Annotated in this window: 19 protein-coding genes, 1 riboswitch and 1 other annotated feature; of the genes, 2 read left to right on the top strand and 17 right to left on the bottom strand. The window is 27.9% G+C overall.

Annotated features, from left to right (window positions below; translation table 11 throughout):
• Nucleotides 1-579 precede the first annotated feature (579 nt).
• The 15 genes from metK to thiD all read right to left on the bottom strand — a co-directional run bounded on the left by metK (nt 580) and on the right by thiD (nt 12,630).
• Nucleotides 580-1,755 carry a methionine adenosyltransferase gene (metK, locus tag ABGF48_RS04990; RefSeq protein ID WP_408105235.1) on the bottom strand — a complete coding sequence of 392 codons (1,176 nt, stop codon included), beginning with the start codon at nt 1,753-1,755 and terminating at the stop codon, nt 580-582.
• Nucleotides 1,756-1,819: 64 nt separating this feature from the next.
• A riboswitch (SAM riboswitch) is annotated at nt 1,820-1,917 on the bottom strand.
• 45 nt (nt 1,918-1,962) lie between these two features.
• On the bottom strand, nt 1,963-2,667 hold the full coding sequence (locus ABGF48_RS04985) for an epoxyqueuosine reductase QueH (protein ID WP_408105234.1): 705 nt from the start codon (nt 2,665-2,667) through the stop codon (nt 1,963-1,965).
• 18 nt (nt 2,668-2,685) lie between these two features.
• On the bottom strand, nt 2,686-3,813 hold the full coding sequence (locus ABGF48_RS04980; RefSeq protein ID WP_408105233.1) for an SPASM domain-containing protein: 1,128 nt from the start codon (nt 3,811-3,813) through the stop codon (nt 2,686-2,688).
• A 139-nt stretch (nt 3,814-3,952) separates the two neighbouring features.
• The gene (gene rplL, locus ABGF48_RS04975; RefSeq protein WP_408105232.1) at nt 3,953-4,336 is read right to left on the bottom strand and encodes a 50S ribosomal protein L7/L12; all 384 of its coding nucleotides are present in this window, start codon (nt 4,334-4,336) and stop codon (nt 3,953-3,955) included.
• A 15-nt stretch (nt 4,337-4,351) separates the two neighbouring features.
• Nucleotides 4,352-4,885 (bottom strand): 50S ribosomal protein L10, encoded by a 534-nt coding sequence (rplJ, locus tag ABGF48_RS04970; protein ID WP_408105231.1) that lies wholly within the window; start codon nt 4,883-4,885, stop codon nt 4,352-4,354.
• A gap of 34 nt (nt 4,886-4,919) precedes the next feature.
• Nucleotides 4,920-5,044 (bottom strand) — a sequence feature (ribosomal protein L10 leader region).
• Nucleotides 5,045-5,096: 52 nt separating this feature from the next.
• Nucleotides 5,097-5,795, bottom strand: coding sequence for a 50S ribosomal protein L1 (gene rplA, locus ABGF48_RS04965; protein WP_408105230.1), 699 nt, complete (start codon nt 5,793-5,795; stop codon nt 5,097-5,099).
• Nucleotides 5,796-5,836: 41 nt separating this feature from the next.
• The gene (rplK, locus tag ABGF48_RS04960; protein ID WP_408105229.1) at nt 5,837-6,262 is read right to left on the bottom strand and encodes a 50S ribosomal protein L11; all 426 of its coding nucleotides are present in this window, start codon (nt 6,260-6,262) and stop codon (nt 5,837-5,839) included.
• Between the two features lie 61 nt (nt 6,263-6,323).
• Entirely contained in the window at nt 6,324-6,872 is a 549-nt protein-coding gene (nusG, locus tag ABGF48_RS04955) for a transcription termination/antitermination protein NusG (protein ID WP_408105228.1), read from the bottom strand.
• Nucleotides 6,873-6,884: 12 nt separating this feature from the next.
• Complete coding sequence (secE, locus tag ABGF48_RS04950) at nt 6,885-7,067, bottom strand: preprotein translocase subunit SecE (protein WP_408105227.1); 183 nt, start codon at nt 7,065-7,067, stop codon at nt 6,885-6,887.
• A 9-nt stretch (nt 7,068-7,076) separates the two neighbouring features.
• Entirely contained in the window at nt 7,077-7,226 is a 150-nt protein-coding gene (rpmG, locus tag ABGF48_RS04945) for a 50S ribosomal protein L33 (RefSeq protein ID WP_408105226.1), read from the bottom strand.
• 105 nt (nt 7,227-7,331) lie between these two features.
• A complete protein-coding gene (locus ABGF48_RS04940; RefSeq protein WP_408105225.1) occupies nt 7,332-8,117 on the bottom strand; it encodes an SDR family NAD(P)-dependent oxidoreductase in 786 nt (261 codons plus the stop codon).
• A complete protein-coding gene (locus ABGF48_RS04935) occupies nt 8,117-9,346 on the bottom strand; it encodes an aminotransferase class I/II-fold pyridoxal phosphate-dependent enzyme (protein ID WP_408105224.1) in 1,230 nt (409 codons plus the stop codon). The genes ABGF48_RS04940 and ABGF48_RS04935 overlap by 1 nt, the downstream gene beginning before the upstream one ends.
• Before the next feature lie 10 nt (nt 9,347-9,356).
• Entirely contained in the window at nt 9,357-10,994 is a 1,638-nt protein-coding gene (locus ABGF48_RS04930) for a hypothetical protein (protein ID WP_408105223.1), read from the bottom strand.
• Nucleotides 10,987-11,685: an ABC transporter ATP-binding protein gene (locus ABGF48_RS04925; RefSeq protein WP_408105222.1), complete on the bottom strand. Its 699-nt coding sequence runs from the start codon at nt 11,683-11,685 to the stop codon at nt 10,987-10,989. Before ABGF48_RS04925 ends, ABGF48_RS04930 begins: the two co-directional genes overlap by 8 nt.
• Before the next feature lie 159 nt (nt 11,686-11,844).
• Nucleotides 11,845-12,630 (bottom strand): bifunctional hydroxymethylpyrimidine kinase/phosphomethylpyrimidine kinase, encoded by a 786-nt coding sequence (thiD, locus tag ABGF48_RS04920; protein ID WP_408105221.1) that lies wholly within the window; start codon nt 12,628-12,630, stop codon nt 11,845-11,847.
• Nucleotides 12,631-13,112: 482 nt separating this feature from the next.
• Here thiD and ABGF48_RS04915 point away from each other — a divergent pair, with 482 nt between their 5' ends.
• Complete coding sequence (locus ABGF48_RS04915) at nt 13,113-13,892, top strand: hypothetical protein (RefSeq protein ID WP_408105220.1); 780 nt, start codon at nt 13,113-13,115, stop codon at nt 13,890-13,892.
• 34 nt (nt 13,893-13,926) lie between these two features.
• Nucleotides 13,927-14,253, top strand: a complete 327-nt coding sequence (locus ABGF48_RS04910) for a hypothetical protein (protein ID WP_408105219.1) — start codon at nt 13,927-13,929, stop codon at nt 14,251-14,253.
• Between the two features lie 230 nt (nt 14,254-14,483).
• Here ABGF48_RS04910 and ABGF48_RS04905 read toward each other — a convergent pair whose 3' ends face one another.
• The gene (locus ABGF48_RS04905; protein ID WP_408105218.1) at nt 14,484-18,812 is read right to left on the bottom strand and encodes an Eco57I restriction-modification methylase domain-containing protein; all 4,329 of its coding nucleotides are present in this window, start codon (nt 18,810-18,812) and stop codon (nt 14,484-14,486) included.
• Nucleotides 18,802-19,605, bottom strand: coding sequence for a hypothetical protein (locus tag ABGF48_RS04900; protein ID WP_408105217.1), 804 nt, complete (start codon nt 19,603-19,605; stop codon nt 18,802-18,804). The genes ABGF48_RS04905 and ABGF48_RS04900 overlap by 11 nt, the downstream gene beginning before the upstream one ends.
• Nucleotides 19,606-19,613: the final 8 nt, after the last annotated feature.

The following is a 19,613-nucleotide window of genomic DNA, read 5'->3' as shown; positions in this document are numbered from 1 at the left end:
AAAAAACAAAAATCAACTCTCAGCACTGATCTTCGAGTTCTTGCGAACTCCTCGTAGGTGCCTACGTTGATTTTTGTTTTATTTTAACTTTTCTATTTTATTTTCATACTTAATCAATCGAACTTTAATATAAGTATGAATGCTTTTTAGCAATTTATCGGTTTTATTCATACTCTTTTGGTATTTACCTTATATTTGTATGAACTAAATTTAGAAAAATTCCATTTTAATCATACACTTTTATAACTAAAGTTATATAGGTATGATTGATTAATATAAAATTAAATATTTTTTTCATACACTTTTATGAATATCACTCAATTAGTATGATGATTTTAAGAAATTCTAGAATTTAGCATCATACAGCTTCAGCAATATCTATATAATAGTATGAACATTTTCAAATCATCCTATTAATTCATCATACTAATTTAATAATAACCTTATTAATGTATGAAAATTTAATATATTGACTATATTTTAACATAATGACCGTACACTAATAAAAAACCAAAAATCAACTTTTCTGGGACATTCAAGGATCGTGAACCAGTGCCGTTAATTGATTTTTGGGTTTTACTATATTAATTTTCTCAATTCTTCAACTCTATCTAATCTTTCCCATGGTAAGTCTACATCATGTCTACCATAATGTCCATATGCTGCAGTTTGTGCAAATATAGGTTTTTTAAGTCCTAAAGTGTCAATTATTGCCGCTGGTCTTAAATCAAATTTTTCTTTAACTATTTCTGTTAATTTATCATCATCTAAAACGCCTGTTTCATAGCTATCTACATAAATTGAAACTGGTTTTGCAATTCCTATTGCATAGGCAACACCTACTTCTAACTTTTTAGCAAGTCCTGCAGCAACCATATTTTTAGCAATATATCTTGCCATGTATGATGCTGATCTATCAACTTTTGAAGCATCTTTTCCTGAATATGCACCACCACCATGTCTTGAAAATCCACCATAAGTATCAACAATGATTTTTCTACCTGTAAGACCACTATCACTTACTGGACCACCAATAACAAATCTACCTGTTGGATTTACTAGATATTTCGTATTTTCATCAACAAGAGATTCATCAATTATTGGTGCAATAACTTTTTCTATTAAATCTTTTCTAATTGTTTCTAATGTAACATGTTCATCATGTTGTGTTGAAATTAAAATTGTTTCAATCTTTTTAGGTTTACCGTCAACGTATTCAACTGTTACTTGAGTTTTACCATCTGGTCTCAAATAATTTAATTCTCCACTTTCTCTAACTTCTGCAAGTTTTTTAGCTAATTTATGAGATAAAATTAAAGGCATTGGCATATATTCTTCAGTTTCATCTGTTGCATAACCAAATACCATACCTTGATCTCCTGCACCAATTTTATCATATGGGTCAGTACTGTGATCTTTAGCTTCTTGAGAATTATCAACTCCTAGTGCAATATCGGGAGATTGTTCATTCAGTTTTATAATGATTTCACATTTTTCAGACTCAAATCCATATTCTTTTTTGTTGTATCCAATTTTTGCAATAACATCTCTTGCAACTCTCTCTACATCTACATTTCCTTTTGATGTAATTTCTCCTGTTATGAATAAAGTATTATATGAAGCTACAACTTCACACGCAACTCTTGAATTTTCATCTTGACTTAAATATGCATCTAAAATAGCATCTGATATTTGATCACAAACTTTATCTGGATGACCTTGTGTAACTGATTCTGATGTTAATAATTTTTTCATTTTTCCCTTCCTTATATAAATTTCATTTAAAATAAAAATACCTCACTGAAGAGTAAGGCTGTCTGTCTTATCTTTCAGGTGATAACCTGTAGCATTTAGCACCTAACCTAATAGGTTGCTGGACGTCATTGGGGCTATTCCCTCAGTCTCTCTTGATAATATTATTAAGTTACTATAATTGTATGATAAAAAAGAGTAAAATGCAAACTATTTTGCATTTACTCCCTTGATATCTTCTTTCAATTCTTCCATTAATTTTTGTTCTTCTAATTCTTTTTGCTTTCTCCTATCATTTGCTTCTTTTAGAGAAAATACACATCCACAATAATTTTGTCTGTATATATCAAATTTATTGCAAAGCTCTAAAGAACGCTTAAATCCATTCTTTTTCTTAAAATCTGCGTATAAATATTTAACATCATATTTTTGCTCTAATTCTTCTCCAATGTGATTGATTAACTGAGCATCTTTATGTGGAGAAATAGAAAGAGTAGTTGTAAAATAGTCAAATCCATGTTCTTTAGCAAACTTCGCAGCATATCCTAATCGCAAATTAAAACAAATACCACAACGTGGGCCTCCTTCTTTATCAAGTTCATGCCCCTTAACTACTGAAAAATATTCTTTTGGATCATAATCAGTTTTCATAAGTTCAATTTTGTTTACTTTCTCAACAAGATTTATAAACCTCTCTTGTTCAGCTTCTCTCTTGTAAAATTCTTCTGTAGGATGAATGTTTGGATTGTAATATAAAACTGTAATATCAAAATATGGAGTTAAATACTCTAACACATATGTACTACATGGAGCACAGCAACTGTGAAGTAAAAGTTTCGGAATCCTACCTTTTTTTGTTTCTTCTTTGATAATCTCTTCTAATTTTAATTGATAATTTATTTTTTGTTCTGTCATAATTTCCCCTTTTAATAATTATAGCATTTTTGAATATTTACTATCAAAAATTCTTAATATATTCTCAACATTTGGTACAAATATATCCAGAACAGACTCATATCCACAAAAACCTTTTTCATCAACATACATTGAATTCGCCATCCTCTTGCATCCACCTCTACACATATTAAAATATTTACAAGATTTGCATTTTTCATTTAGTAACGAAATCGGTCTAGAATTTATAAATTCATACGCTACAGAACTACTATACATTTCTGACAATTTGTTTTTTGTGATATTGCCTAGTAAATACTTATCAAGAGCGTAAAAATCACAAGGATAAACACTTCCATCACTTTCAATTACAAATTGAATTGAACATGAACCTGCAAGACCACAAGCATTAACTTGACCATTTACAAATAAATTAAAAATATCATCAAATAATTTTATAGAAATGTAATTTCCATTTTCAAATTCATTTTTCCATAAAGGAAGTAGTTCTTTATAAAATTTATAAAATCCTTTCGGAGTAAGAGCATGTTCCCCCTTTTTTTTTACATTTAAATCATCTAAACACGGTATTAATTGCAAATATTTTATATTTTCCTTTATCAAAAAATCAAAAACTTCTTTAGCATGATTTGATAATCGTTCAGTTAAAACTGTTAATACATTGTACTCTACACCAAATTTATCAAACATTCTCTTAGTACTCATAACACGATTGAATGTGAACATTTTTTTATCGTTTAATCTATTCAAATTATGATTTTCATCATATCCATCTAAAGATAGACCTACAAGAAAATTATTTTTTCTTAAAAATTCGCACCATTCGGGATTAATATATGTTCCATTAGTTTGAATAAAATAATTTACTTGAACATTTTGATTTTTAGTTTTTACATATTCAATAAAATCCTTAAAAAAACTTATTCCAGCCATTGTTGGTTCTCCGCCCTGAAAACCAATATTAATTGTATCTCCATGGTATAATTCCGAAAATACATTATCTATTAGTTTTTTTGAAGTTTCAATACTCATAATTCCATGACACTTCACTTCTCTAAGATCAGATACATTAGCATAAAAACAATATTTACATCTCAAATTACATAAAGATGATGCAGGTTTAATCAGTATAGATATATTTTTCATAAAAAATCCTTTCACGACTATTATATCAAATATAGGAAACGATGAACAATAAACATTACTCCTAAAAAATCTTATTAGAAGAAATCACCATAAAAAAAGAGCAGATAAATCTGCTCTTCTAAATAGTGTGTAAATTAAATTATTTGATTTCTACTGTTGCGCCAGCTTCTTCTAATTTAGCTTTTAATGCTTCAGCTTCTTCTTTAGAAACTTTTTCTTTTAATGTTTTTGGTGCGCCATCAACGATTTCTTTAGCTTCTTTTAATCCTAAACCTGTTTCTTCTCTAACAACTTTAATTACTTTGATCTTTCCTGAACCTGCTGATGCTAAAACAACATCAAATTCTGTTTGTTCTGCTGCTGCAGCTGCTTCTCCGCCTGCTGCTGGTGCTGCTGCTACTGCTGCTACTGGTGCTGCTGCTGATACACCAAATTCTTCTTCTAAAGCTTTAACTAATTCTGATAGTTCTAAAACTGTTAATTCTTTTACTTCTTCTACTAATTTTGTTACTTTTTCTGACATTTTATCCTCCATAAATTAAGCATTTTGCTCTTGTTTTTCTTTTACTGCGTTTAATGCATAAACTACTTGTCTTAATGTTCCTTGCAATACATTTGCAAATCCAGCGATAGGTGCGTTTAATCCACCTAATACTTGTGCTACTAATACTTCTCTTGTTGGTAATTTTGCTAATGCTTTTACATCTTCCGCATCAACTACTTTTCCATCAAGTAAACCTGCTTTTACAACTAATTTTTCATTTTCTTTTGCAAAATTAACTGTAATTCTTGGTCCTGCAACCATATCTTCATTGCTGAATACAAAACCATTTGGTCCTGCTAGATATTCTTCAAATCCTTCATATCCTAATTCTTCTAAAGCGATTTTAACCATTGTATTTTTATATACTTTATAGCTAACACCTTCAGCTCTATACTTGTTTCTTAAATCGGATACTTGTTCTACGTTTAATCCACGGTATTCTACAACTACTACAGATTTAGAGTTTTGAATAGCATCTTTAATCTCGCTTACCACTTGTTGTTTTAATGATAATGCTGATTGACTCACTTTTCACCTCCAAAATTCTTGGCTACTTTTGAACAATTTTAATAAAAAATCTCCTCATGACATAAAGACATAAGGAGAGTTAATAATCATATAATCGCTCCTATATAGGAAATTAAGGGAAATCCCACCTATAGTCTTTGGCAGCCTATTTAATTTACTTGTCTACTATATCACATTATAAAAAATAATGCAATATTAAATTATAAAAATTTTATAATTCCATTAATTTAACAGTATTTAATTTAACTCCAGGTCCCATTGTGCTTGTTACTGTTACAGATCTTAAATATTTACCTTTTGCTGAAGCTGGTTTATCTTTGATAACTGAACGAATTAATGTTTTAATATTTTCTAATAATTCTTTATCTCCAAAACTTGCTTTACCTACAGCAACGTGAACGATATTTTGTTTATCTGTTCTATATTCTACTTTACCTGATTTTGCTTCTTTAACAGCTTTTGCTAAATCAAATGTTACTGTACCAGCTTTAGGATTTGGCATTAAACCTCTTGGTCCTAAAACTCTAGCTACTTTACCAACTTGTCCCATCATATCTGGTGTTGCGATTGCTACGTCAAAGTCCATCCAGTTTTCTTTTTGAACTTTATCGATTAAATCTTCACCTGCAAAATCTGCACCAGCTTCTAAAGCTTCATTAACTTTTTCACCTTTTGCAAATACTGCAACTTTAACATCTTTACCTGTACCATTTGGTAATACTACTGTATTTCTAACTTGTTGGTCAGCATGTCTTGAGTCAACACCTAATTTTAAGTGTAATTCTACTGTTTCATCAAATTTTGCTGTTGCAGCTTTTTTTACTAATTCAACTGCTTCTTCTAGTTCATAAAATTTTTCTCTATCTACTAAATTTGATACTTCTTTAAATCTTTTACCTACTCTTGGCATATTTTCCTCCTTGTGGTTAAACGGTTGTTAACCTCCCACTATTATTCTTCGACTGTAATCCCCATTGATCTTGCTGTACCAGCAATCATGCTTTCTGCAGCTTCTAATGATGCTGCATTTAAATCTGGCATTTTTGTTTCAGCAATTTCTCTAACTTGAGCTTTTGTTAATTGTCCTACTTTTACTTTGTTTGGTGTACCTGAAGCACTTTCTAATCCTAAAGCTTTTTTAATTAAAACTGGTGCTGGTGGTGTTTTTGTAACAAATGTAAATGATCTATCTGCATAGATTGTGATTACAACAGGAATAATTAATCCTACTTGTTCTTGTGTCTTAGCATTAAATGCCTTTGTAAATTCCATAATATTGATACCTGTTGGCCCTAAAGCTGTACCAACTGGTGGTGCAGGTGTTGCCTTTGCTGCAGGTATTTGTAATTTAACTATTGATTGTACTTTTTTAGCCATTATATCCTCCTAAATAACTAATGTGGTTAATTGCGGACTTTCCTCCCACTAAATAAAACGATTATTGTTTTATATCTGTAAATTCTATCTCTGCTGCTGTATCTCTACCTAAAATATCGATTAATGCAGTAACAAATTGTTTTTCAGTATTGATTCCTGTAACTTTAGCATTAAATCCACTAAATGGTCCTGAAATAACTTCTATTTCATCACCAATTTCTAAATCAATTTCTACAATTTGTTTTACAGTTTGAATTGGTTCTGATTTTTCAATCCCAAATTCTCTGATTTCTTTAGCGCTCAAAGGCACTGGTTCTCCATCAGGTCCAATAAATCCTGTAACACCTCTTGTATTTCTAATTAAATACCAATTTTTAGAATCAACAATCATTTTTATTAGTACATATCCTGGAAAAATCTTTCTTTCTTTTGAAACTTTTTTTCCGCCTTTAATATCTTCGTACTCTTCCATAGGAACTTTCACGTCAAATACATTGTGAGCCTTCCCATTTTCAATCATATTTTCTATTTTACTTCTAACTTTATTTTCATATCCTGAATAAGTATGAACAACATACCAATTCGCTTGTTCAATATTTTCGTTGTTCATTTTAACTCCTTATTAAACAGTAAATGATAGTAAAAATCCAAATAGCATGTCAAGCAATTTTGTAACTGCTGAAACAGCAATTATTGTTACAATAACAACAAATGTAGCTTTTAGCAATTCTCTTTTTGTCGGCCAAACTATTTTTCCGTATTCATTTCTAATTCCTTTTAGGAATCCTTTTTTTTCTGTACTCATACTAAACTCCTATTTTGTTTCTTTGTGTGTAGTATGTTTGTCACAGAATTTACAATACTTTTTAAGTTCAATCCTATCTGTAGTATTTCTCTTGTTTTTCATTGTATCGTAGTTTCTTTGTTTACATTCTGAACATGCAAGTTTTACCTTATCTCTCATATTATACCTCCTACGTAATTATTATCAGACGGTAACTCTGATACATCAATATATTTTATATCTAAACGTTTAAAAAGTCAAGTTTTTCTCTTGACTTTTTACATTTTAAGCATACATTTTTTTTATTATAAATTGTTTTAATCTAACAGGCAATAACATTCCTAAAACTAATGCAAATTTATATAATATCCCTACACTACTTTTTACTTTAGGATTTTTTTGTGTTGCTAATTTATATAATTTATTAGCTATCACAGTTGGTTGCATACCATTAATTTCATCTTTTTCCATCTTTCCAACTGAATTTTCAACTCTTGTTTTATAAAAATCAGGTTCTATTTTATTTTTAATTCTGTTTTTTGTAAATGATGTAGATAAATCTCCTGGTAATAAAGCAATCGATCTTGCTCCTGATCCTTGCAATTCATTATCCAAACATTGAGCTAATGAAAGTATCGCCGCTTTAGTTGCTGAATAAATTGCTTGAAATGGTATAGGTATAACAGCTGCAACTGAAGACATGAAGATTATACGCCCCTTAGTTTTTCTCAAATGTCCTAATGTTGCATTGGCTAAAAATGATGATCCAACAAAATTCACATCAATCTGACTTCTAATACTTTCGTAAGAATGTCCTTCAACCGATCCAGAAATTCCAAATCCAGCATTAGAAATAACTACATCTATTCTACCTTCTTTTTCAATAACTTCAGCTATAGCCTTCTCAACAGTATTAAAATCGCTAACATCACAATAAATATGACTTGAAATTTCAGTATCTTTACCCGTTCTACTTAAATCATATACTATATAATTATTTTTCTTGAAAATTTTAGCAGTTTCAAGTCCTATTCCTTTTGAAGCTCCTGTTATTACAACTACTTTTGACACTATAATAATCCCTCTTTTTTCATCAATTCTTGAACTTTATTTAATGCGCATTCTATTTGTTCAAATGTATGCCCACTTGTTAAACAGAATCTCAATCTAGCTCTCTTCTTTGGTACAGCTGGATAAACTGCTGGTGGAACAAAAATTCCTTCATCTTGTAATTCCATACTTAATTTAAATGACATAGATTCATCACCTACATATACTGGAATTATAGCACTTTCTTTAGCTAAACAAGTATCTAATCCTCTAAGTTTTGCTTGTTCGATAAAATATTTAATATTAGCTTGTAAACTCTTAACTCTGCTATTATCTCTTTGAAGTAATTCTACAGATTTCTTTGTTGCAGCGGCTAAAACCGGTGAAATCCCTACTGAGAACACAAAACCTGGTAAAGAATATCTTAAATATTCAATTAAACTGTGTTTTCCAGCTAAATATCCACCACAAGTTCCCAATCCTTTAGATAATGTCCCCATTTTTATATCAATATCATTTGGTTGCAAGTTAAAGTATTCATCAACACCTTTTCCATTTTCACCAATTACACATGCTGAATGTGCTTCATCAACCATTAAGAAGCATCCATATTTTTTCTTGATTCTTACATATTCGTCAATAGGTGCAATATCTCCATCCATGCTATACACACCTTCTGCGATTATAAGAATTTTTTCATACTTATCTCTATTTTTTTCTACTAATCTTTCAAGCATTTCATAATCATTATGCTTGAATCTCTTAGATTTAGCATTACTCATTCTAATACCTTCAGTTACAGAATTGTGCATCAAAATATCATACAATATTAAATCTCTTTCATTACAAAAATTACCAACAAATGTTACATTTGTTGAATGTCCTCCAACTAAAACTATTGAGTCTTCTGTATGCTTCCATTCTGCAATAGCTTTTTCTAATTCTTTATGAAGAGTTTTTTCACCAGCTAATAATCTACTTCCGCTAGCACTTGTACCATATTTATCAACTGCTTCTTTTGCAGCTTGATTAACCTCAGGATCTCCTGATAAACACAAATAATTATAACTTCCAAAGTTTAACACTTCTTTACCATTCATAACTGATTTATCGGTTAATGCTGAATCATGTGGTACAAAATACGGATTACCAAATGTTTCTAAAATTGTAGAAACTCCTTCTAGCATATGTGTATATTGTTCAAATTCTCTTGAATTCTCAAAATCTTTAGTTATTCTTATTTCTTCCATAAGTCCCTCTTTATTTCAATTTAAATCTCTTTACTGCTAAATATTTAATTCCTACAAATCCTAAAATTACATATATTATGCAAAATACTAATAGTCCCCATGATACATACTTATTTGCAGATCCAAAAAATATTGAAATATATGAAATCATATAAATAAGCCATGTTAACATTGAATATAGTGGATTCTTAGCTTCTATGTCTTTATTAAATGGTTGTATTATATAATATGCAAATAAGTAATGAAGCGTAAAGAATAAAAGTGAAACTATTGCATAAATGTAACACAAAATTAAGTTATAAAGTGAAAATTTAAAACTTATAGCTACACTTGTTATAGATGCTATTAAAACTAAAAATACAACAGATTGTAATTTTAATAGTTGTATCATTCTTATTTTTACTGATTTAATTAAAAAATCTTTTCTTCGATAATAGCTATATTTTAATAAACTATAATCCATATTTGCAAAACAATATTTTATGAAAAAATCAGCATTAAATAATAAATACCCTGATGCAAATATGACTAAAGGATAATATTTCGGTACATTTTCTACTAATTCTTTATCATTATTTCCAGATGAAAAATATGCAACTACAGCTATCACAATCAAAATTACAGATTTAACTATTCCTTGAATTAAAAGTTTTTTATTAATCGCACCTAGTGTTCTATGAAAAAATATTTTATTAATATACTCTATTCCACTATATTTTGAAAAATCTTTTTCATCTTTTGATAATTTCTTTTCAGAAAGAGAATATTGTTTTTTATTAATTTCTTTTACATTAACTTCAGAAAGTTCCTTGTAGTTTAAGAATCTATATGAAACTTCTTCAATATTATCTCTTTTAAGCGCTAAGTATGTTGAAATCACAAAAATTAAAATTCCTATTATTCCAAATTTAACATCATATAATACACCAAAATCTATTAATTTTTTTATGAAAAATATAATCGCTAAAGATCCAATAAATATAATCGCTGCACATATCCATGAAACTATATTTAAATTTTTCAAAAATGTTTTACTCTTAAAATTAAATTTAAGGAATATCACAGCTGCTAAATATCTTAAGCTATATCCAAATATTACAAAATACAATATTCTTAGTGCATCAATATTTATTCCAAATATTAAAAATAATATCCTATTAGAAATAGTAAAAGTCGAGATAAAAATAATTGCATCATAAAAAAATAGGCTCAAATGATATTCTCTCGGATTCATTTTCATTTGTTTGATATATAAATAATTTTCTTTAGTGTTTTCATAAAAATGCGAAATATAAGCAAACACACCTAAAAACAAACTGAATGAAATTAAATAGAATAAAATATCTCCATTTTGTAAGTTTTCCAAATTTTTATAGCCATTATTTTTTCCAAAATCATTTAAAATATCTTTCAACATTTTTAAATTTATTCCAAAAATAATACCATAAAATAATAACTTTGAAAAAATCTTTTTTATAAAGTGCCAAATTGTTGAAATAAAGAAAAGCAAATCATCAGCAACACTTATATTATATGCTTTATTCTTAAATAATTTTCCTATTAATGGTATTCTTTGTAAATAATAAATTATAAAATTATAGTTAGAATAAAATTCTTTTTTCTTAATTATACTAATCGCTCTAAACATCTTTTTCTTCCTTTAAAGCTTCTACAATCTTACTTTCATAATTTTCATCTTTTTCAAGATTACTCAATGACTGCAATCTACCATTGTGCAATAACACAATTTCATCACATAAATCTTTAGCTAAATCTAGCATATGTGTTGAAATTATAACTATATGATCGTCTTTTAATGATCTAAAAAATTTCTTTATTTCAGAAGCACTTACGACATCAACTGCTGTTAAAGGTTCATCAAGTAAGATTATTTTAGGTTTTTGAATATAAATTGCCAACAAAGCTACTTTCGCCTTCATTCCTGATGAAAAATCTTTTAAAAGTCTATGTCTATCCTCTTGTTCAATACTCATTTCATCAAAATATGTGTCTATTTTAAATAATTCATTCGGGTTGTTTATATCAATAATAAATTTAATATATTCATATGCTGTTAAAAAATCTGGTAAATGTGTTTCTGCAAATACCATTCCTATGTCTTCAACTTTAGGATTTCTCAAAGCTTCATCATCAAAGAATTTAATATCCCCATCATCTTTTTCAAGCTCACTATACAAAATATTAAATAGTGTAGTTTTTCCGGCACCATTCCTACCTAGTAGTCCATAAATTTTCCCATTTTCAAATTCATAACTAGCATTTCTTAAAACTTCCTTATCACTGAAGTTCTTTTTTAAACTTTGAATACTTAACTTCATAACACCTCCTTAAATGTATCTATTTTACATTATTGTTATTTATTTGTAAAATAAATAACAAAATTGTAGGATTAAAATCGTTACACTATATCATAATTGTGTTTAGTAGACAAAATGTGTGTGTTTTATATCCGCTTTGATGATATACAACACAAGTTTTTATTTTTTTATTCCATATGAATGATGAATCGCCCCAATTCCACTTCCTATTTGTAACTTTTCAAATAATGAATCATGAACGAATTTTTTAGCTAATATTACAGAAGTTTTTAAATCATTCCCTTTCGCTAAATTTGATACGATTGCACTAGAGAGTGCATCTCCTGTTCCTCTGGTATTTTTAGTGTTAACCTTTTCTCCTTTAATCCAAAATATTCCTTCATCTGTATAAAGCAAGTCATCAGCATCTTCTTCACTAACTCCACTTTTTAAAACAACATTAACTCCAAATTTTTCATAAATTATTTTTGCTGCAATTTCCATATCTAATTTATTTTCAATTTTCATTTCAGCCAAAATCTCGCCCTCTCCAATATTAGGAGTAATCAAGTATGCTAGAGGAATCAAATCTTTAATTAAAACTTCTATTGCTTCATCATCTATCAATTTAAATTTTCTATGTGCAACCATAACTGGATCAATTAATAAATTTTTAGGATTATATTGTTTTACTTTATCAACAACACTTTTTATCAATTTAGAATTCAAAAGCATACCAGTTTTTGTAGCATCTGGTATAATATCAGCAAAAATTGTATCTATTTGTCTTTCTAAAAAAGCTGATTCAACTGGCTGAACTTCATAAAATCCTATTGTATTTTGAACACTAAGCAAAGTAACTGCACACATTCCATACACATCATGAGCAGTCATCGTCTTAATATCAGACATCATTCCCGCTCCACCAATTGGGTCCATCCCCGCTATTGTTAATACTTTTTTCATCGTTTACTCCTCATTTTATAGAATAAAATTCTTATGATAATAGTATATCTTAAAACATGGAAAATATATATTTTTTGAGAGAGGGGTTTTTTAGGAATAGATTAGAGGTTTAGATATTAAATTGGGTTATGATTTTTTGTGGGTTTTTGGGGGTTTTATGAGAAGTGTCCCATTTTTAAGTTTTTCTTTTTTTTGGTCATCATTTTTGTTGTTTTTTGTGGTTTTTTGCGGGAAAGTATCCCCTTTTTTACTTTTTTTCTTTTTTGTGGCAACAAGCTTACTTTTATGCTAGCTAAAGATATTTTAATATATCACTTATACCTATAAAATTACTGACTAGATATCTCAATTATATTTTAACTTTTTTGTAAAACAATTGCTCTTTTTTATAAATTTATTATTATAAAAATGCTAAAACGCTTGATATTTGAATAAAAAAGAAAGAGGAAAAAAATTTTTTCGAAAAAAGGCCCAAATATGGTATGAGAAAATTATCAGTCGACCTAGTAAGTGGAATATTAGCGTTTGGAGTATTTATAGGTAGCGGGAATAACTTCTCTTTTGCTGAGGAAAATATAAAAAAAGAAAATGAAGTTATAAGTAAAATTCAAAATAATTCAAATATCATTGAAAAAGATCAATATGACATTGAAATATCTGATATTGATAAAATTAGCACTGTAACTTTAAATTATTACCTAAAAAATCATACACAATCTGAGGTTCCTGAAAATTTTAGTTTTACAATAGATAATAATGTTAAAAAAAATTCACAAATAGAAGATAAAATCAATACAAGTATTTCATCTAATAAATTACTTATAAAAAACGCTAGAAATCTTATGAAATATAGTGAATTAACACTTGTTCTTACAGACAAACGCCGAGAACAGTATGGAGCAACTAAAATATTTAAATTAAGTAATTCCGAATCTAAAAACAATTTAAATGATACGCCTAGTTTACCTGATCACAGACGTCAAGGAGATGATATTGCTGGATTAGGTAAATATAAATTTGAAAATCTTACTTTAGATAAATTTAAATTTGATTTAATAAATGAATTTTTAATAAATAACCTACAAAAAAACGAAAATCAAAATAACGGTATGAATACTCCTAGCAAACCTTCTAATCTAAAGAACGAAAAAGACAATATCATGAATAGCCCAGAATTAAAACCAACACCTACAAAAACTGAAGAAATGGTTCCAAATACACCAAGAAACCCAGAAACTGGAAAAGAATCCGAAAACTACTAATCTTCCTACAACACCAGAATCTGAAAAAGAAAATATGTCTCCTAAATTACCAGAAGACAATGAAAATATGGGTAACAATAACATGAAAAAACCAGAGTCTGAAGAAGAAATAGAGCACTCAAATCCACCAATGATGAATGATAACAATGATAAAAATATGTTAACTCCAAAAGTTAAGGATAATACTCCTAAAAAACAAGAAAATGATACAAATTCTATGTCAAAACATGATATGGATAAAACAAAACCTCAACATGAAATGAATAAACCAAAAGCTAAAGAGCAAAACATGACTAAATCAAATTCTAAAGAAGAAAAAATGAAAATCAAAATCCAAACACCTCTGATTTGGTCATTATGAGCTATATTACAATGACTGGAGCTTAATTAGTAGGAATATTTGTATCAAGCAAAAAAAAATAAATAAATCGAGAATATCTTAATATAAATTTTAAGGTATTTTGAAAATACATCTGTATTTTCAAAATTGAAAAACCATAATAACCGCTCTCAAATAAGGGGATGCAACAAAAAACATCTTTTCAGTTGTTTTTTGTTGCATCCCCGTTTTTTGATTAATAAAATTATAATTTATTCCATAGGTTTTACTTTTTCTTCAATGAATTTAACAACATATTCTGGAATATTATTATATTTATATAATTGTTGATTAATTTCTTCAACGCTTTTACTCCAATCTATTATATCTATCTTAGAAAAATCATATAAAGGTACTTTAGACCATGTTTCTTTAGTTTTATTATTTTGTGTTGTTTTTTTTATTCCAAGCATTGCTCTAGCAAACTTTGTTTTTATATATTTTATTAAATATTCAGCTTCTTCTCTACTATCAAAACTTCCTAAACTAATAAATGTTTGCGTATGCCCGATTAGGGGTTCCCCGATTAGGGGTGTACTCAGTACTTCTCCAATAGCTCCTGAGCCATTTGCTGCAGGGACTAATACCTTAAATTTTTCTAGATTTTCACTGTCTTCTATATATTTTCTGTTGATATATTTTATTACCCTCTCATTATTTTGACGTCCTACGATACCTATATAATCCGAATTTATTTTTTCAGATTTAAACAAAATTGGTAATTTATCAAATATTGAAGATATTAACCTTTTTTCTCCACCTATTATTCCTTCAAATTCAGGATAATCTTGAAATAAATTTTTTAGATTAAATTTATTTTGTACATACATAATGTTCCCAAAAACATCTAAAATATTTTTTCTTGATACACAATGTAATAATTCATTTAATTCTTCATATGCAGTAAAAGTTTCTATAGCACCATAAAATTCATATCTATTCCAGTTTGAAATGGCTACTCCTCCTTTTATATCAGTATTAGGAAAAATTTTTGATGAGTCTTGTTCATAAAAAACTATCTTTAAATGTGGATCTCTTAACATTTTTTCGTTCCATTCTTTAGGCGTAGAGCCTACATTAAACAAAAATCTTGCAGGAGTAATAAACGAAACAATATCTGCTAACTCAAAAGATTCATCAAAAAAATCATTATAAATAGAATCATCTCTATTTCTATTTTTATTTTCTTCCTGATATGGCGGATTACCAATTATTACATCAAATTTCATTTCATCTCCCCAAATTTTTTTGATAGATTCTTCCAATTTATGATTTACTGCATCTGGTAAGGAATCATGTTTGACTATATTTCTATTATCTATATTTTCAAAATTGCTTAATACATAGTTTTTAACTATATTGTAAATAATGTTTGTAGGTGCTAGCGTATAGACTTGATTTTCAAGTATCCACTTTATTCTTTCTTTTTCGTCTTTTATCTCATCTCCTAAATACTTATTTAACTTCTTTACTATTTCAACTAAATAAATACCACTTTTTGAGTATGGATCTAAAAACTTAGTATACTTGGACTTGAAAAGCTCAGGATTTTCTTGTTCTAGAAATTGCACCATTCTTTTTGCAACTTTTTTAGGTGTAAATATTTGATTTGTCTTTTGCGCGGGAATGTAATCAAATATATCTTCATCTTGTTCTTTATCATAATATTGTGAAAGTTTTTCCTTTGTATTAAAAAACTCTTGGATAGATGTATTAAATACTACGAAATTAAATATACCCTTAAACTCTTTTTCATTTCCTTCATCATCAATAAACACCCCACCATCTCTTAATTTAATAAATTCTTCAATTGTAATTGATGTTAATTCCTTAAATGATTTTTCATCTACTACTTTATCAAAATTTTCAAGAGTGGTATTTCTATCTCCATAAGCCATTAAAAAAGCTGGTATAGTGCGAGCAAAACCTCTTAAGTGGTCCCTCACATCATCTTCTATATTTTTCTTTTTATTGTCTTCAACTTTTGTAATCTGCTCTTCTACAATTTTTTTAGGAATTTCTATGATTTCCGTTTTAATTTGTTCTAGAGTTTGTTTTTTAATTTCAGCTTTTTGTTTCTCTAATTCTGAAATCTTTTCCTCTTTTTCTTCTTGAGTATATACATTATTTTTCATTACATAATCTATTTCAGAGTCCTTTATTGAAATCTCAATTTTTTCTTCCGATTTAACCTTCTCAACTATATTTTTTATTTGCGACTCGGTATTTTTTTGAATTTTTTCAATATCTTTTTTCTTTAATTCAAAATCAGTTTTTACATTTTGTAAATCTTCACTTATATTTTTAACTATATTTTTTGCAATTCTATTTGAGATAATCGAGATATCATCTTCTTTTACACTTACTGAATCTATAACATCTGAAACATTATCTTGATATATTTTTTCATTAAATAATTTTTTAATTTTATCTTCTATTACATTTATAGGAATTTCTACCTTTGTCTTTTCACTATTTAACATTGGAGAATTAGACAAGTCTATTTTTGATTTCCCTGTATTTTTAGTGTTTTTTACAACTTCTAATTTATCTAAAATGTCTTTTAGTTCTGATGAAATTTGAAATATACTTTGAATGTTTTCAAATAAAAGATTTGACATAAACCCACGTTTTACAACTTCTTGAGATTTCAATTTGTTTGGTATAGTCATAACCTCTTCTGCATCTATTTCCTTCATATATCCATTACTATCTTCTGCAATAACTGGGAAGAAGTTTAATAATTTCCTTATATTATTTTCTTTACTCTTACTATTTTCAGTATCTTTAGAAGATGATAAGTTATTTGCATATTCATCAAATAAGATTAATGTACGCTCTGGTGCAAAATCAAATACATAGGCATTTTCTTTAACAAATAACTCCCCTGTTTCTTTATCTGTAAATCTATATGGATTTTGAGCCCTAAATGCAGATTGAAAATATAATGCTGGAGATTTCATATTACTCAACATCATTACACCAGACCACTCAGGTACAGTTACTCCCGTTGTCAATTGTCCAACTGAAAGTGTAATTGTTTTATCGTTATTTTTAATCGCATCTCTTACTTTATCCAGGCTCTTTTGATTTTTTTTATAATCACTACTTTCATCTTCATAATCATTATTAGACTTACCATCCCCTGCTGCAATGATTATTTTATAATCCTTAAACACTTCATGTTCTTTTAATAATTTTTCTAGTGCCTTTACCGAACTTACTCTATTTAATATCCATAAAGTATGACAAAGTTTATGTCTATACTCTGTATTTGCAAATGGAAATTTTCCTTTAGTTAAATTATCTAGAAAAATTTTTACAGAATCCTCGTATTCAAAATTTCCTAATTCATCCGTCTTAAAAAATTCATTTAAATCAAATGCATAATCATAATTTTGCTCGTCAATACTTATTCCCTTTTCAATTTTTGGTTCAATAATTTTACTCATTTGATATGTAAAAAGACTTAGTGTTGGAAGCACTTCATAAGGATTATCTTCTTCTTGACAATTATCCCATTCCATTTTTGCTTTTTGTTCATCAAGATATGTCCAGTTAAATATATTTTCTTCTGCAAACTTACCAGACGATAAAGCCTTGAATGGAGTACCTGATAAATGAAGTGTAAAACTTCTTTTAATTTTTTCAAATGCTTTATCCGTTTTTAGTGTGTCTACCCCTTCGTGAGCTTCATCAATAACTAAAATATCCCAGGATAATTCTGAAACCTCTTTATATTTTTCATAATTTCCACCAAAATATTTTGATCCTTTTAAATCTTGTAAGGATATAAAATAAATCATTCCAAAGTCTTTATTGGATAATATAAAGTCATTGTATTCATTTCTTGTCATGACATCTTTATTTTTCAAACTATCTGATTCTGAAACAAACTTATAATATGGTTTTTGCCATGATATAAATTTTTCAAAATCCTCATACCATGAATTTGCAATTGCAGGTCTATTTGTTACAATCAAAATCTTTTTTGCATTTGTTTTTCTTATAAAGTCATAAGTAGTAAGAGTTTTCCCAAATCTTGGTTTTGCATTCCACAAAAATTCTTTTGATGAATTTTCATCAAAATATTTTTTAATAGTTTTAGATACAGCCTCATTTTGCTCATCTCTTAATATATAATTTAATCTTAAATCCTTTTCTAAGATTTGAGTTTCTGTATAATCTCCATTTATAAATTTATCAGTTAATTTTTCAGCTTCTTCTAAATGTTCCCCAAAATAAAACCATTCTTTAGCCGTTCCAAATTCTTGATTTTTTATTTTATTTTTTATTAAAAACTTATGTAAATCATGGTCTCTAAACCATTCCCCAGTCTTTTTCCGAGCAATCCTTTCAAACACAAGCTCTGGTGTGATGCCTATTTGACTTACTTGCTCATAAATCCTCTTCATTACATCTTCTCTAGTAGTATCACCTATTTTTACATATTTTTCTCTATCTTTAATATCATGTGATGTGTATCCATATATTTTATTTATCCTACTCTCATAAGGAATAATTTGCGTTTTATCTCTCATTTCCTATCACCAATATTTCCTCTCTAAATACTCTGGTAATTTTAACAGTCTTATATATTTGAATAAATGTTTTTTCTTCAAATTGCTCTTCAATATTTTCTTCTTCATCAATCATATCTAAAAAGTTTAATTCTTGGGCATCTACTTCATAATATTTATCAGAAAATTCAAAACTGTTTTTTCTGTTTGCAATCTCAGTATTTCCATCATTATTTTCTATTTTATGCCTAATCTGATTTATAGTGTGTTCTGTACGAGAAACTTTTATGTTTTTATTATTTTTTTTAGTTTTAACTCTCCATTCACTAAAAATAATAACTTTTCCTTCTGAGTCAATCCCTTTTAAGAAGTCTCCTTGAACTATATTTGCACTTATAATTGTCTTGGCTGATTCTAAAACATCTTTATTTTTTTTACATCTATATTTAGATAAAATTTCAAGATAGTTTTCATAGTAGGTTTGGAATAAATTTAATACGGTTTTTTCTGTATTATCCGCAAGGATTTCTATGCCATAAAGAGTTGTGAGTGCTAAAAGTGATAAGTTTTCATAATAAGAAACATCGTCTTTTACAATACTTTTTATATAATCTAATCTATATTGTAAAAGCGTAGTAAGAAAAATCCCCTCTCCAACTGATGGTTCTAAAACTGTCATATTTAAATTTTTAATGCTATCTTTGATACCTTCTAAATTTATCATTTTATTTACTATAAATTTAGGCGTAAACACTTCCCCATGATCTTTTACTCTTTTTTTACTTTTTATTAGTGAATTTACTCTTTTTTCCATCTATTCTC

The sequence above is a fragment of the Helcococcus bovis genome (assembly GCF_046035835.1).
In the GTDB taxonomy this organism is placed as follows: domain Bacteria; phylum Bacillota; class Clostridia; order Tissierellales; family Peptoniphilaceae; genus Helcococcus; species Helcococcus bovis.
Note: the sequence above shows the minus strand (reverse complement) of the source record. Positions and strands in the feature narration are given on the sequence as shown.